At 44.7% G+C, this 15,778-nt stretch carries 13 protein-coding genes; 7 read left to right on the top strand and 6 right to left on the bottom strand.

The genetic code is table 11. From position 1 onward, the window contains the following. Position 1 precedes the first annotated feature (1 nt). Complete coding sequence (locus AQUSIP_RS09765) at positions 2-979, bottom strand: pyridoxal-phosphate dependent enzyme (protein ID WP_114833845.1); 978 nt, start codon at positions 977-979, stop codon at positions 2-4. An 89-nt stretch (positions 980-1,068) separates the two neighbouring features. Beyond that, entirely contained in the window at positions 1,069-1,554 is a 486-nt protein-coding gene (locus AQUSIP_RS09760; RefSeq protein ID WP_147277466.1) for a hypothetical protein, read from the bottom strand. A 74-nt stretch (positions 1,555-1,628) separates the two neighbouring features. Here AQUSIP_RS09760 and AQUSIP_RS09755 point away from each other — a divergent pair, with 74 nt between their 5' ends. Then, positions 1,629-2,153, top strand: a complete 525-nt coding sequence (locus AQUSIP_RS09755) for an SET domain-containing protein-lysine N-methyltransferase (RefSeq protein ID WP_114833843.1) — start codon at positions 1,629-1,631, stop codon at positions 2,151-2,153. 10 nt (positions 2,154-2,163) lie between these two features. Here the strand turns inward: AQUSIP_RS09755 and AQUSIP_RS09750 are convergent, their stop codons facing one another. The 4 genes from AQUSIP_RS09750 to polA form a co-directional block, all read right to left on the bottom strand. Beyond that, positions 2,164-2,649 (bottom strand): disulfide bond formation protein B, encoded by a 486-nt coding sequence (locus tag AQUSIP_RS09750; RefSeq protein ID WP_170131752.1) that lies wholly within the window; start codon positions 2,647-2,649, stop codon positions 2,164-2,166. A gap of 24 nt (positions 2,650-2,673) precedes the next feature. Then, positions 2,674-3,114, bottom strand: coding sequence for a Holliday junction resolvase RuvX (gene ruvX / locus AQUSIP_RS09745; RefSeq protein ID WP_114833841.1), 441 nt, complete (start codon positions 3,112-3,114; stop codon positions 2,674-2,676). Further along, the gene (locus tag AQUSIP_RS09740; RefSeq protein WP_114833840.1) at positions 3,098-3,949 is read right to left on the bottom strand and encodes a DUF7847 domain-containing protein; all 852 of its coding nucleotides are present in this window, start codon (positions 3,947-3,949) and stop codon (positions 3,098-3,100) included. Before AQUSIP_RS09740 ends, ruvX begins: the two co-directional genes overlap by 17 nt. 185 nt (positions 3,950-4,134) lie before the next feature. Next, entirely contained in the window at positions 4,135-6,828 is a 2,694-nt protein-coding gene (gene polA / locus AQUSIP_RS09735; protein ID WP_114833839.1) for a DNA polymerase I, read from the bottom strand. A 213-nt stretch (positions 6,829-7,041) separates the two neighbouring features. On the opposite strand from polA, the gene AQUSIP_RS09730 reads away from it, so the two are divergent. The 6 genes from AQUSIP_RS09730 to AQUSIP_RS09705 all read left to right on the top strand — a co-directional run bounded on the left by AQUSIP_RS09730 (position 7,042) and on the right by AQUSIP_RS09705 (position 15,770). After that, positions 7,042-7,407, top strand: a complete 366-nt coding sequence (locus tag AQUSIP_RS09730) for a DUF4383 domain-containing protein (protein ID WP_170131751.1) — start codon at positions 7,042-7,044, stop codon at positions 7,405-7,407. A gap of 136 nt (positions 7,408-7,543) precedes the next feature. Continuing rightward, entirely contained in the window at positions 7,544-8,911 is a 1,368-nt protein-coding gene (gene dnaA, locus AQUSIP_RS09725) for a chromosomal replication initiator protein DnaA (RefSeq protein ID WP_114833837.1), read from the top strand. A 12-nt stretch (positions 8,912-8,923) separates the two neighbouring features. Beyond that, the gene (gene dnaN, locus AQUSIP_RS09720) at positions 8,924-10,027 is read left to right on the top strand and encodes a DNA polymerase III subunit beta (RefSeq protein WP_114833836.1); all 1,104 of its coding nucleotides are present in this window, start codon (positions 8,924-8,926) and stop codon (positions 10,025-10,027) included. 439 nt (positions 10,028-10,466) lie between these two features. Then, positions 10,467-11,576, top strand: coding sequence for a DNA replication/repair protein RecF (gene recF, locus AQUSIP_RS09715; RefSeq protein WP_114833835.1), 1,110 nt, complete (start codon positions 10,467-10,469; stop codon positions 11,574-11,576). 55 nt (positions 11,577-11,631) lie between these two features. Further along, positions 11,632-14,046, top strand: a complete 2,415-nt coding sequence (gene gyrB, locus AQUSIP_RS09710; protein ID WP_114833834.1) for a DNA topoisomerase (ATP-hydrolyzing) subunit B — start codon at positions 11,632-11,634, stop codon at positions 14,044-14,046. Between the two features lie 128 nt (positions 14,047-14,174). After that, positions 14,175-15,770, top strand: coding sequence for a GspE/PulE family protein (locus AQUSIP_RS09705; protein ID WP_114833833.1), 1,596 nt, complete (start codon positions 14,175-14,177; stop codon positions 15,768-15,770). Positions 15,771-15,778: the final 8 nt, after the last annotated feature.

Genomic DNA, 15,778 nt, shown 5'->3' with positions numbered 1-15,778 from the left:
GTTACACCCGTTCTTGTTTTTCATTTTCTGCAAGCAACCCATGTTCTTGCATCCAATGGTCATCAACAAATTTTGACAAGTAATTACGTATGCTGTCCGGCAAAAGCACAAGACATTTTTGCCCTTTTTTTAGCTGTTTTGCGGCTTGCAATGCGGCCCATACGGCAGTGCCGGAAGATCCGCCAATGAGCAGGCCTTCTTCACGAATGAGGCGTCGTGCCGTTTCGAACGATTCTTTGTCATGTACTTTGACATACTCATCTACGTAATGATTATCGAGGACCTCAGGGAAAAAATCATAGCCTATTCCCTCCACAAGATAGGGATATACTTCTGTGCCGCCGCCTAATATGGAGCCGTATGGATCGGCGCCAACAATTTTTATACCAGGTATTTTCTCTTTCAATTTTTTTGCGACGCCCGTGATGGTACCGCCAGTTCCTACACCCATCACGACCATAGCTAAATCATGTCCCATGTCATCCAAAATTTCTTGCGCCGTGAATGCATAATGTGCGGCGGGATTATCGGGATTTGTGTATTGATCCAGAATATGCGAGTTAGGGATTTCTTTTTGCAAACGTTTTGCCAACGAAAGATGGCTATCTGGATCGCTCCATTTTGCTTCCGTTGGCGTTCGATATATTTTTGCGCCAAGCGCTTCCAGCACGACTTCTTTTTCGCGGCTCATTTTGGCCGGCATGGTGATAATGACTTTATATCCTTTCACCGCCCCTACTAGGGCAAATCCAATTCCCGTATTTCCTGACGTTGCTTCAATTAAGGTGTCGCCTGGTTTGATTCGTCCAACCTTTTCCGCTTCTTCAATCATTTTCAGCGCGATCCTGTCTTTGACGGAGCCGCCTGGATTTAAAAATTCACATTTTCCGTATAACTCGCATGGCAAATCCCGGCCGATTTGATTAAAGCGAACGATAGGTGTCTTTCCTATCGCATCAAGAATGGTGTTTAATAGCATAAATTCTCCTTGAAAAACGAGTGTTACGGAATAATGGCGTCAAAAATAGCCGCGCATATCGGCAAGCTTGAAACAATATTGTCACAGACTTACTCCGCAGCCTTTGGCGATGCGATGGTAAAATTGGAGTCTGCATAGCGTGAGACATAACAGGTGAAGGTGTTGGTGTTAGGCGTTAAATTACCTTTAATCGTGATGTAAAGTGATTCGCCGCGGATAATCCTGCCATTACTTTCTAAATGACAAAAGTTATTAATCTTTCTTGTGTTGTAATAAGGCATTCCTTTATAGGGCGCAAATTGAAGATTCGATATTGTAATGAGGTAATTTCTACCTCGCGTAAAGGCGAGCCAGAAATTCGTGCCCCTTTCGATGTCAAACAGATAAGGTATATTTTGATTGTGGTCCACATCGCGGATGACAAGCAGCCATGAAGGTCTCCCCACGAAGGTATGAAAACGAGTATAAATTTGAATGGTTTGCCCAACGCCGTCATCCGGCTCTGCATAACTTGCTGCTGTCATGGAAAACAGCAAGAAAAATGAGCATAGACAGGCAATGTATTTTTTTAGCATGATAATGGACATACCAAAAGTTAATATATCTATTTTATCGTAGAACTTATTTTCATGCTAAGGATTAGTAGACTATGCTGTTAGGCGCATCAGAGATGCCATTGATTCAAAATAAGACGAATGTTAAAAAATTGCTCATTCATGGCTATGGAGTTTTTGCCAGCCGGGATATTCAACCGGATGAGATTATTGAAGAATGCCGGTATTTGCTGCTCCCTAAGGTAAAGGATGCATTAATTGATTACGCATTTTGTATTGATGAAAACAGAATCTTGCCGCTTGGTAACGGTGCTCTTTATAACCATTCGGATCAGCCTAATGCAAAGGTCATTTTTGATGAAGAAAACGGATTGCTTTGTTTTCATGCCACTAAGCCGATTAGCAAGGATGCGGAAATTTTAATTTATTACAGCAAGGACTGGTTCCATTATCGTAATGCGGAGCCTAAACCACTATCGTTGCGGTACAAGTTGCAAAAATGGCTGCAGACAGGGCTTTTTCTGGGACGTTTTGCTCTTGTTGCAGGAACCATTCTCGCCATTGTCCTGGTAATGAAAAGCGTACCGGTGTCCCTCGGTCTTTTTAAAGGAAACGTCTAACCGCGCTGTTTTATTTTACCTTTTTTAGCAGCAGGTAAAGTGACAGCAGTAGAAAAAATATAAACCAGATTAACGACCATTCAGCCATGTCGAGATATAAAAATTCCCATCCCCGCTGGGTACATTCAGCGCTGCCTGCAATAATTTTCTGCATAACTTCATGCAATGGCAGCGCTTGGACCATATATTGAAGGCTGACACCGCATTCACTGTTCTCGGCAGTAGAAAAGTGCTGCAGCCAGATTTGCCGGCCTGCTAGCAGAATACCGAGCAGTGAAACTAAAACGGAGAGAGCATCAATGGTGTAGCGCGCGAGGGGTTTGGCATGTACGAAGAAGCCGATGAAGAACAGAATGCCCAAGCCCGCAAAGCAAAAGCGCTGCAGCATGCATAACGGGCAAGGCATAATCCCGTCCACATATTGCAAATAAAATCCTGTCGCCAGCAAAAAGCAAATAATTACAAAGCCGAGGAAATAAAGTAGTCGTGAGGACATAAAATTATCCATTATTGTTTTTAGCTATTTTAGTTTTTCTGCAAACCAGTTTTGAAGGATTAATTGTGCAGCGACACGGTCTACTTGTCCACCTTGAAGTGCCTTATAACCACCCTGAATAAATAATCGCTCTCTTGCATCTTTAGTCGTCAGCCGCTCATCCATTTCATAGACAGGCAGCTTAAAGCGGTCATGCAGCTTATTTGCGAATGCCCGTGCATGATGTGTGATAGCTTGATCTGTGCCATCCATGTTAAGTGGAATACCCACCACCAGCGCATCAGGCAGCCACTTTTTGATGAGATGTGTAATTGCGTCCCAGTTAGGTTCACCCTCTTTGGATTGAATGGTATCCAGTGGACGCGCAGTTTGCGTGATGGTTTGTCCGATGGCGACACCGATTCGTTTCATGCCGAAATCAAATCCAATGAGGATCTTGGGCGCGGTATCAGGCTTTTTGTTCATGTCGGGCCAATTCGTGCCTCAATTCAAGATCTTTTATCTGCACTAGCAATAACGCAGCGACCCAAGGAATAAAGAGGGCAAAAATCAGAAGATGCAATAACGAAGTCCAAATGGTATGCGGCACATCCTGCAAGAAAAAAATATGAATGTTGATGCCAAGCCCAAAGCGGATGAGGAAAAGCAGAATGATATAAGAAATCCAGGGTGTCAGCTGAACTGAAAAAACCCGCCACCAATGGTTCCATGCAAGCAAAACACTGCGCTCAAGCGCAACGAGTATTCCTTTGTCTTCAATTGCAATAAGCGGAACTAGAAAAATAAATAACACAGAGACATATAATAACAATACAAACTGCCCAATGAAGGCGATGCTAGTTGCGATAATACCCACCCAATTATTTGCAAAAAGTAAATTATATTGATGAAGCAGGATTTGTATGCCCAGCATAATCGCGGCAATCCCGAAGAGAATGGCGCTTTGGATGATGGTGGCAATGAACACTGATACGGCTTTCCTGATCCCTTTTCCAATATCTTCCACTAATGGTTCGTGCAAACCGCGTGCTTCGCAATACATGTGCCACATGATGGCGATAAAAAGCATGAGTGCGACAAGATTAATTAAGATTTGCCATAAGCGGTAAGGACTAAAAGCCGGCAGCGTTGCAAGAATATCCTGGCCAACGATAACAGAAATGAGCCTGGGAATGAATATAACAATGGATAATATCAACGCCGGCCAGATGACTTTGGAAAAACTGGCCCGATAAAGCCTGAAGCTGCGGTTGATGAGCGGCCTGTATGATTCGGGTTGTGAAGGTAACATGGTGTCCATACGCTTATCCTTCTGTTGTTGCTTTTAGAGACTATTGTACATCTATTCCTTTCAGTCAGTTGGTTTGCCTTTGCCCAAGAAAAACCGGCTCACGTAGTTCGTACATTATCGAATAGTTATTCATTTTGGACAATCCCATGCCATTCATTTTATTAAAAGGCATTTCATGATGCGAGACGCAAGCCTCAATGAGCAGATGCTGCATCCCAGTTATCGCCTGTGCCGATGGATACAAGCAGCGGCACGCGCAATTGAACCACTTCGCTCATGTGGTGTCGAATACCTTCCATCATTTGAGGCAGGCTATCTGTTGCTGCTTCGAAAACCAGCTCGTCATGTACTTGCATAATCATTCTGGCATCGATGTTTTCTTGCTGCAGCCACCGATCGATCCGGATCATGGCCAGCTTGATAATGTCAGCTGCGCTGCCCTGCAAGGGTGCGTTAATAGCGGTGCGTTCAGCAGCTTTTTGCCGCGGTATCTGGCTCGCATTAATATCAGGCAAATAAAGCCGGCGGCCCCAGAGTGTTTGCACATAGCCCTTTTCTTTGGCCAGTTTGCGCGTGTTATCCATGTAGGCTCTAACGCCGGGATAACGGGCGAAATAGCGATCTATATAATCCTGTGCTGCTTTGCGATCAATGCCAAGCTGGCGGGTCAGACCAAATGCAGACATGCCGTAAATGAGTCCAAAATTAATGGCCTTGGCATTACGGCGCATTTCCTGGGTCACCTGATCAAGCGGCACGCCCCAAACTTCTGCTGCGGTTGCTTGGTGGATATCGAGGTTTTGGCTAAATGCGTGTAATAGCCCTGCATCTTCTGAGATATGCGCCATCAGTCTTAGTTCAATCTGTGAGTAGTCGGCGCTGATAAGTTGGTATCCTTCTGGCGCGATAAAAGCCTGACGAATGCGCCGGCCTTCGGAAGTGCGTATGGGAATATTCTGTAAATTGGGCTCAGAAGAAGAAAGCCTTCCGGTCGCTGTGCCCGTTTGATTATAGGATGTATGAATGCGATGTGTTTTGGGATGGATCTGCTCAATAAGCCGGCTTGTGTAAGTAGAAATAAGCTTACTCAGGCTCCGGTATTCGATAATGGTGCGCGCGATAGTGAAATCCAGAGCTAATTCCTGCAAAACACCATCGGCGGTTGACGCCTGCCCGGTGGGTGTTTTTTGTAAAATAGGCAATTTGAGCCGCTCAAATAAAATTTCTTGTAGTTGTTTGGGCGAGTTGAGGTTAAAAGGTTGGCCGGCCAGTATAAAAGCTTCTTCTTCGAGTTCTGCCAAACGCGCTTTTAACTCTTTACCCTGCTTCTCCAGCTTTTGTGGATCAATCAGTACGCCATGACATTCCATGGCGGCGAGCACGGGAATGAGCGGCATTTCAATGTCAGTAAAAATATGTTTCAAGCCTGGCTCTTGAGCGATGCGAGGCCATAATTTGTGATGCAGCTGAAGTGTGACATCGGCGTCTTCCGCGGCATAAATGCCCGCCTGTTGGACATCAATCTGGTTGAAACAAAGCTGCTTGCTTCCTTTGCCTGCGATGTCTTCAAACGTAATGGTACGCCAACCCAGGTACTTGAGTGCCAGCATATCCATGCTATGGCTATTGCTGGCGCTATCGAGCACGTATGATTCAATCATGGTGTCATAGGCTGCACCTTGCAGCTGAATACCGGCATTGGCTAATACTTCTATATCATATTTGAGATTCTGGCCGATTTTTTTAATGCGCGGATTTTCAAGCAAGGGTTTTAACTGCCCCAATACCTGTTCTTTTGTCAATTGTCTGGGTGCGCCGGGATAATCATGCCCAAAGGGAACATAAAAAGCGGTGCCAGGGGCAAATGCAATTGAAAGGCCGACTAATTGTGCGTTCATATAATCAAGACTGGTTGTTTCAGTGTCGAAAGCGATTTCATGCGCTTGATCGATCTGCTTAAGTAAATCATTGAAGGCGTTTTCATCTGTAATAATGCGGTAGTTTTTATATTTATCCGTGTTATTTTCCTTCCGTTCCTCCAATAACTCAGATAACCAGTTTTTAAATTCCATTTCTTTATAACAATCGATCAGGACTGATTTGTCAGCCGGTTTTATTTTTAAATCAGCAAAACTGAGTGGCAAATCGACATCCATTTTGATGGTGACGAGGGATTGGGTAAGCGGCAGTTGGGAAAGGGACTGCCGTAAATTGTCACCGACTTTACCACTGATTTTTTCAGCGTTTGCAACAATGTTAGCGAGCGATCCATATATTTGAAGCCATTTCGCTGCCGTTTTAGGCCCCACCTGGGGGACGCCAGGAATATTATCGGAGGTATCGCCTACCAGTGTTAAATAATCAATTATACGTTCTGGCGGGACACCGAATTTTTCCTGCACTCCCTTTGGATCCAGCGTGGTGTTTGTCATGGTATTAATCAGTGTGATATGGTCATTAACCAGTTGTGCCAGGTCTTTGTCGCCGGTGGAAATAAGTGTTGGTACCCCAGCCTGTGCAGCTTGTGCTGCAAGGGTGCCAATGACGTCATCAGCTTCTACGCCCTCCACCATAATCAGGGGAATGCCCATGGCGGTGATAATTCGATGAATGGGCTCAATTTGTACGACTAATTCTCCGGGCATTTCCTGCCGGGTTGCCTTGTATTCTTTGTATATTTCATCGCGAAAGGTTTTTCCTTTTGCATCAAATACGACTGCCATGTTTTCAGGCTGATAATCGGCAATGAGCCGCTTGAGCATATTGATCATTCCGTACACTGCGCCGGTAGGAAAACCTTTTGAGTTTGTGAGCGCAGGGAGTGCATGAAATGCGCGATATAAATAGGAGGAGCCATCGACAAGAATGAGTGGTTTATTATCAGCCATGATTTACCCGCTGGATAAGCAAATTTTTACGTGAGCATAATATGAATTTCTGGAGCGCACAAGGTTACGTAATTTTCAAAATGGATTAAATTGCTAATTTAAATAACAGGCTTCTTTATAATGTGTATTTTAAGAATGCGTATCCTTTTTTAGAGTAGCGTGTCAACAGAATTACGTTATAATTGGATGGCTAAAAACCACAGGGAGGTCTTTATGTTAAGGATTATTGCTGTTATCTTTGGTATCGCATTTATTTTTGCAGGCGTTGCCGGTTTTCTGCCTTCGTTGGCACCGGATGGGTTTCTGCTTGGCTATTTTCAAGTTAATGCCATGCACAATCTTGTACATATTATAAGCGGCGTTATCGCCATTATGGCTGCAACGAGTCATAAATACTCCCGGTTATATTTTCAGGTTTTCGGCATTATTTACGCTATTGTCACCATCATTGGGTTTGCCCGGAACGGGGATTTGAGTTTCATCATGATGCAATTCAATACAGCAGATAATATTCTGCACCTTGTTATTGCGCTCGTTGCCTTATACCTGGGATTCTTTTTTAAGAGAAGCGAAGTTTAAATCACTATTTTCGCAGATTTTCAATCCCTACGCGGTTATTCTGGCTGGCTGCAAGAATAACCGCACCTTGTTTTGTATGCCCAGATAGTGTAGTTATGCTGGTCCACTAAAAACGATAAAATGGAGAGTCGCACGAGTGAGTGTGTCGCTTTGGGAAAAATGTTTGAATTCATTAGAGAGTGAGTTTCCTTCTCAGCAATTCAACACATGGATCCGTCCTCTGCAAGCGGAATATGCGGACGGCAAATTAGTACTCCTTGCGCCGAATCGGTTTGTCCTGGATTGGATTGTTGAGCGCTTTTTGCCGCGAATTAATGAGTTAATCAATCAATTTAGTGAAAGCCAACCACCTGCAGTGCTGCTTGAGATAGGCAGCAAACGCGCTGATGGCCACAAATCGCCCGAGCAGCCTGCATTTAAGGCCGCACAAACGCAAACGCTTGCCAATAAGGGCGCATTTACCTATACCGATACTACAATTTACCAAAGCAATCTGAATCCCAATTTTACGTTTGATAATTTTGTGGAAGGTAAATCGAACCAGCTGGCCAAAGCAGCATGTCTGCAAGTTGCAGAAAATCCGGCGGGCGCTTACAACCCCCTCTTTCTTTATGGCGGCGTAGGATTGGGCAAAACCCATCTGATGCATGCAATCGGAAACCAGATTATACGGAACAATGCGCGTGCCAAAGTGCTTTATCTTCACTCAGAACGTTTTGTGGCGGATATGGTAAAGGCATTACAAACGAATGCCATGAATGAATTTAAGCGCTATTATCGCAATGTGGATGCGCTGCTGATTGACGATATCCAGTTTTTTGCCGGTAAAGACCGCTCTCAAGAAGAATTTTTCCACACTTTTAACGCACTGCTGGAAAGCCAGCAACAAGTGATTTTGACCTGCGACCGCTATCCTAAAGAAATTAACGGCGTAGAAGAACGCTTGAAATCGCGTTTTGGGTGGGGATTGACTGTCGCAGTTGAACCGCCCGAACTTGAAACACGCGTTGCTATTTTAATGAGCAAAGCGGAGCAGACGAATATTGATCTTCCTTACGAAGTCGCTTTTTTTGTTGCAAAGCGTATTCGGTCCAACGTACGTGAGCTGGAAGGAGCTTTAAAGCGCATTATTGCCAATGCCCATTTTACGGGCAAGGCTATCACGCTGGAATTCGTGAAAGAAGCGCTGCGCGATTTGCTGGCTTTGCAGGATAAGTTAGTGACGATTGAAAATATCCAGCGTACGGTTGCTGAATATTACAAAATTAAAGTGGCGGATTTATTATCGAAGCGCCGTAACCGTTCTGTGGCCCGACCGCGCCAGATTGCCATGGCGCTGGCTAAAGAGTTGACAAACCATAGTTTGCCCGAGATTGGGGATGCGTTTGGAGGCAGGGATCATACTACGGTTCTGCATGCTTGCCGTATGATTACCGAATTAAGGCAATCCGATGCAGATATTGAAGAAGACTATACCAATTTGCTTAGAATACTAACCACATAAGAGAGAAAACTTATGGATATTACTGTTCAACGCGAAGCGCTTTTAAAACCGCTGCAGGCCGTGAGTGGTGTTGTCGAAAAAAAACAGACCCTGCCTATTCTTTCGAATGTATTGTTGACCATCAAGGATGGCAAGTTGTGTTTGACTGGCACCGACCTTGAAATTGAACTGATTGGCTTTGTACCCATTGAATCCCTGATGGCGGAAGGTGTCGCTACGGTTTCGGCTCGAAAATTATTTGATATTTGCCGCACGCTGCCTGAAGCGGTATTGCTGCGTTTAACCCTGGAAAAAAACTACCTGGTGGTCCGTGCAGGTGAAAGCTGCTTTATGCTAAATACGCTGCCAGCGCAGGATTTTCCCAGTCTGGAAGATAGTGTCTACCCGACCCACTTTACGATTAAACAGAATCATCTCAAGAATTTGCTCACTAAAACTTATTTTGCCATGGGCCAGCAAGATGTGCGCCACTATTTAAATGGCGCTTTTCTCGATATTGGAACGAATACGGTCAAGTGCGTAGCAGCAGACGGTCATCGGCTCGCTTTAACCACAATCGAGGATGAAACTATTGGTCAAGTTGAAGCACGTGTGATTTTGCCACGTAAAAGTGTGCTGGAACTGATACGCCTGCTGGGCAATGATGATGATCAGGATGCTGCCATTCACATTGGCGACAGCCGTTTTCGCGTGGTTACTTCAGATTATATTTTCACCTCAAAGCTAATTAATGCGCAATATCCTGACTATAATCGTCTGATTCCGCGTGGCACAACCGTAGCGGTAGGTGATCGTGAAGCCATTAAGCAGGCATTGACGCGAGCTTCCATCCTCTCGAATGAAAAATTCCGCGGTGTACGTTTTCAGTTTGAGCCTAATAAACTACGTATCACAGCCAACAACTCGGATCATGAACAGGCAGAAGAAGCCGTTTCTCTGGCTTATGAGGGCGGTAACATGGAAATTGGCTTTAATGTTGCTTACCTCTTGGACGTGATGTCTTCCATATCAGCAAAAAGCATTCGCTGCGCTTTTACGGATCCCAATAATGGTGTTTTAATAGAACCGATGGAAGGGGATCAGAGCCTTTATGTTGTGATGCCTATGCGGCTATAGGCATCCATGAAGGGTAGCTATGCTGCATTTAGAGCCCGCATGGCTACCTTTTTATTGCGCACATGTCTTCCCCGCAGTCATGCGGAATCCGGACTTTGACCATTTTTGAAAAGCGGTTCACAAAACTGCCATCCTGAGCAAGGATCTCCAAATGCGCAAGAAGATCCTTCGCTGTGCTCAGGAGGACAGCCATTCTGTAGAATCAGCATCATTTGTCAAAAATGGCCAAATCCTGAGGGAATAACGTCTCTTGAAACTCCATTTCTCTCCGTTGCCTATCGCACTGTTGTAGGATAAGCATTAAGGCATTACATAGCTTCAGCGGCTGAACCCTTGTTTCTTTAATCCTTACAAAGCGCTATAACTTTATTATTTTAACAATAAGAAGAATAATGAGGCGTACCCGGCTATACTTTGAATAGAGGAATATATCATTTTCATGCCGATTTCTTCATTACACATAACAGATTTTAGAAACTTAGCGACGGTTAGTTTGCAGCCCGGCCAGCATGGTTTAAACATAATTTGTGGCCAGAATGGCAGCGGCAAAACCAGTTTGTTGGAAGCCATTTATTATTTGGGTTTAGGACGCTCGTTTCGAAGTGCCACGGCTGCCCGCCTTATTCGGCAGGCAGCAAGCCAATTTTCCTTGTTTGCTCAAATAGTTAGTGATGGAAGACAGATTCCGGTCGGGGCTGAGCGGTGTACCAATGGTGCTTCCAGGCTGCGAATTGCAGAGCAGGATGCGACTAGTATTACCGAGCTTGCTTCTTTTTTACCATTACGTTTAATTAACTCTCAATCCCACCATCTGTTTGAATCTGGACCAGTGTATAGAAGAAAATATTTGGATTGGGGATTGTTTTACCACTCTGAGCGTTTTTTGCATTGCTGGCGGCATTTTGAACGGGCACTCAAACAGCGAAATGCTGCATTAAAGGACAAGTGGCCAAAAAGAGAACTGGATGGTTGGACAGAGGAACTGATCAGGCATGGCCTGGAGCTGGATAGCTTGCGCCGCGAATATGTGCGCTTACTGACACCCTTGCTGAATGAGCTTGCGCATCAGTTATTGGGTATCACGGAACTTGCTATCTGCTATCAGTCCGGGTGGGATGAAAACCAAGATTATGCCTCTGTTTTAGCAAATAGCTACCCTGATGAATACCGCTTTGGTTATACCCAATTCGGCCCGCATCGTGCCGATCTTGATATTCAAATAAACGCTGTTTCAGTGAAACATTTTCTATCAAGAGGACAGCAAAAATTGCTGATTTGTGCTATGATACTCGCCCAGGGAATGCTATTAGAGAAGCATACAAAAAGAGGGTTGATTTATCTCGTGGATGACTTGCCTTCTGAATTGGATATGCTCAGCAGAGCGAAACTGATTTCACTCTTGTCCAGCCAGCAAACCCAGGTTTTCATTACGGCAATCGAAAGCGAAGCAATTTGTCATTTTATCAATGACAAACCGAATATACCGGTGAAAGTGTTTCACGTGGAACATGGGAATGTAACGAGTCCCGCCATAGCCGCGTTCGAATAGAATGAAGCCTCATATAGCGGGCATAGAATATAGTTAGGAGTGCTTAAAGGTGACCATGAACACAGCTGAAAGCTACGATTCTTCTAAAATTAAAGTCCTTAAAGGCCTTGATGCGGTACGCAAGCGTCCAGGTATGTACATTGGTGACACAGAAGATGGTACTGGACTACACCATATGGTATTCGAATTAGTCGATAATTCGATAGATGAAGCGCTGGCTGGGCATTGCAATACCATTTGGGTAACGATCCATGCCGATGAATCTGTCTCAGTAAAAGATAATGGCCGGGGCATTCCTGTGGATATTCATCCGGAAGAGGGGCGTTCAGCAGCTGAAGTGATCATGACAGTTCTTCACTCAGGCGGAAAGTTCGATAATGATTCTTATAAAATTTCTGGCGGGTTACACGGGGTAGGTGTTTCCGTTGTCAATGCCTTATCAGAAGAATTACACCTGGTTATTCGCATGAATGGCAAGGTTTATGAGCAATATTATCACTTGGGCGTGCCTGCTGCCCCTTTAGCGATGGTAGGCGAGACAACGGAGCGAGGTACTGAAATTCGATTTAAGCCCAGTGCAGAAATATTCAAGAATATTCAGTTTCATTATGAAATATTGGCCAAACGGCTGCGCGAGTTAGCATTTCTGAATAATACCATTCGCATCCATTTAACTGATGAACGAACCGATAAAAATGATTTTTTTGAATATCATGGCGGGTTGAAGGGGTTTGTAGAAGATTTAAATCGCAATAAAACGGCTATTCATCCCAAGATCTTTTATTTCAGTGCTGAAAAAGACCATGTTACCGTAGAAGTTGCGCTGCAATGGAACGACACTTATCAGGAAAAACTCTTCTGCTATACCAATAATATCCCGCAAAAAGATGGCGGTACACATGTGGCAGGTTTTCGCAGCGCACTAACCAGGGTATTAAATAACTATATTGAAAAAGAGGGTTACGCTAAAAAAGAAAAGGTAGCGACTTCAGGTGATGATTTGCGTGAAGGCTTAACGGCAGTTCTTTCTGTCAAAATGCCCAATCCTAAATTTTCCTCTCAAACAAAAGACAAGCTGGTTTCCTCGGAAATCAAATCCATTGTTGAATCGTTAATGAATGAAAAATTTCAAGATTTTTTGATGGAAAGCCCTCAAGATGCCAAAAGTATTGTCTCAAAAGTTATAGACGCAGCGCGTGCGCGCGAGGCTGCACGTAAGGCCAGAGAATTGACGCGCCGTAAAAGCGCGCTGGATGTAGCGGGTCTACCCGGAAAATTAGCTGACTGTCAGGAAGAAGATCCTGCAAAATCCGAACTCTTTATTGTGGAAGGCGACTCGGCAGGCGGTTCTGCCAAACAGGCACGAGATCGCAAAACACAGGCAGTGCTGCCATTGAAAGGAAAAATCCTGAACGTAGAAAAAGCCCGCTTTGATAAAATGCTCTCATCAGCTGAGGTGGCCACCTTGATCACGGCTTTAGGCTGCGGAATTGGTCGTGATGAATATGCGCCGGAAAAGGTTCGTTACCACAGCATTATTATCATGACAGATGCTGACGTGGATGGTTCCCATATCCGCACTTTATTGCTGACCTTTTTTTACCGTCAAATGCCAGAATTGATCGAAAAGGGATATATTTATATTGCCCAGCCGCCCTTATTCAAGGTAAAGAGAAATAAACAGGAGCGATATGTAAAAGATGAGAAAGCGCTCGAAGATCTGCTTCTTCAAATGGCTCTTGATGGCACTTCTTTTTATCCCGGAGAAGGTTCCTTGTTGACGGATGCGGAGTTGAAAGCGCTGGTGAATGAATATCATGCCATGATGGCGATTGTGAGTCGCCTTTCAAAGCGTTATCCCCGAGAGTTTATAGAGGCGCTGATGTATGCACCCTATCTGAGTGAAACACTGCTTGCCCAGCGAGGGGAAATGGAAAAACTCATCAAACAGCTTCAGGAAAAGCTCAACAGTCGCCAATCCGCGACGACTTACTTTGAGATTGAGCTCGTTGAAGAAACTGAACGACACTGGTGGCTGCCTAAACTTAAGACTACCAGCCACGGTGTTACCAATAGTATATTGATTAATAAAGATTTATTTTTATCTCCGGATTACCGCAAGTTAACGGAATCAGGCCATAGATTAAATCAGCTCATCACTCCTTCGGCTTATATACAGCGCGATGACAAAAAACAGCCGGTTGAAACCTTTGGCCAAGCAATGAACTGGCTCATTAATGAAGCCAAAAAAGGCCAATCTATTCAACGTTATAAAGGTCTTGGTGAAATGAACCCGGATCAACTCTGGGAGACGACCATGGATCCTGAAAGACGCTGCCTCTTGCAGGTAAAAGTGGAAGACGCTGTCGCGGCGGATCAAATATTCACCACTCTCATGGGTGACGAAGTGGAGCCCAGACGACAATTCATTGAATCCAATGCCTTAGAAGTCATTAATCTGGATGTCTAGCTGGCTGAAGGGACGAATATTATTTTACTTTGGCCATCTTAACCCATAAAAAGTTCTATAATAAAGATAGACTTTTTCTATTAAGTGCGTTTTATTTTTATTAACGCAATTGTATTGCGAGGTTAAGTATGGCTGAAGTCATTTTACCGCCAGGGGAAGGGCAGCGGACCCATGCAAATTTGCTTGAGCAATATGCGCAAGCAACTAGAACAAAAGTCATTACCAGCCCTTCGGATTTGGATACTAAAGACAAGGTCATGGATGAAATGCTTGCTTGGTGCAAGGAGCAGGCGAATATCGTTGTTTTAAAAAGCGCGACTATTTTATCTTCTGAGCCTACTTCCCGTACCGTACAAAATTGTAAATCCTTGCTGTTAAGCAAGGGAATACATCCTGGCCAAGTTTATGCGGCAACGCCTGCGTTATTAAGCCTTCTACTGGCGAGCGGATCAGAAGAAGACTTTGCCAAAAAACATAAGGGTGAAACCAACGTTTCGTTCAGTGATCAGCAACGGCATTTGCGCGACCTGGTTTATGAAGCCGTTATGCAGCATGTCAGTGACATTCACATTCAAGTCCGTCAAACCTACACCAAAATCCGCATGCGTCAGCATGGTGAATTGCGCGTGTATGCAGAATGGTCTGAACGGTTAGGACGTGAAATTGCTTCGGTTGCCTTTAATAAGGAAACGGACCATGCTACTTCACATTTTAATCCGCTTGTGCCACAAGACGCATCCATGCCGCTCAAAATACAGGGCAAGGACATTCGTTTGCGTTTAGCAAGCGTTCCTGCGCATGGCGGATTCGATATGGTCATGCGTATTCTTGCCACCGGCGAAGAACGCAGCAAATCGCTTGACGAATTAGGTTATACACAAAAACAGATTGATATTATCAAGATGGCAATGAAACTACCGTTTGGTGCCATCATTGTCGCAGGCCCAACAGGATCCGGTAAAACAACCACGCTGGCGAGTTGTATGGAAATGGTTGAGCCTGCACAGAAACTTTATTCCATTGAAGACCCTGTTGAAAAGGTAGTAGAAGCAGCAACGCAGGTGCCCGTTAATACTGAAAAAGAAGATCGCAGCTTTGCTAGCATGGGACGCGCTGCCTTGCGTATGGACCCTGATGTGATCATCCTCGGTGAAATGCGTGATGAAGATACCGCACACGTCATGGTGCGTGCATCCATCACTGGTCACTTGGTTCTTACCACATTACATACTAACCGCGCTACGGCGATTGTGACCCGGTTGGTAGACATGGGTATATCACCCGTCTTATTAAGCGATAGTAGTGTGCTTCGTTGCCTGATGTGTCAACGTTTGATTGCAAAAGTTTGTCCTGGCTGCGCTGTACCATTACGCAGTTCTCCCAAGCATTTGCCTTACCTCGCTGATTGGGAAGCTGTGTTAGGCAAAGAAATCATTGATCGGGCAAAAGCCAGAGGGAATGGCTGCGCGGAATGTAATCGTTCTGGCGTTGGTGGACGAATTGTCGTTGCGGAAGTGATCTGGGTGGATGAAGAAGGCAGGCAATTTATTCAGAAATGCGATACGCTAAACTGGGAGAAATATCTGAAAGAAAACGGATGGATGGATTTTCGTGATCGGGCGATTGATTTGATTCAGTCCGGCTTGTGTGATCCTTTCGACGCGGAAAAAGTAGTAGGGCCGATTAATCCGGCAACGCAATCTAGAATATTTAAATACGTATAGAGCGGAAG

This window comes from Aquicella lusitana (assembly GCF_902459475.1).
In the GTDB taxonomy this organism is placed as follows: domain Bacteria; phylum Pseudomonadota; class Gammaproteobacteria; order DSM-16500; family DSM-16500; genus Aquicella; species Aquicella lusitana.
The sequence above is the reverse complement of the archived record's forward strand: the minus strand, read 5'-3'. Positions and strand labels throughout refer to the sequence as shown.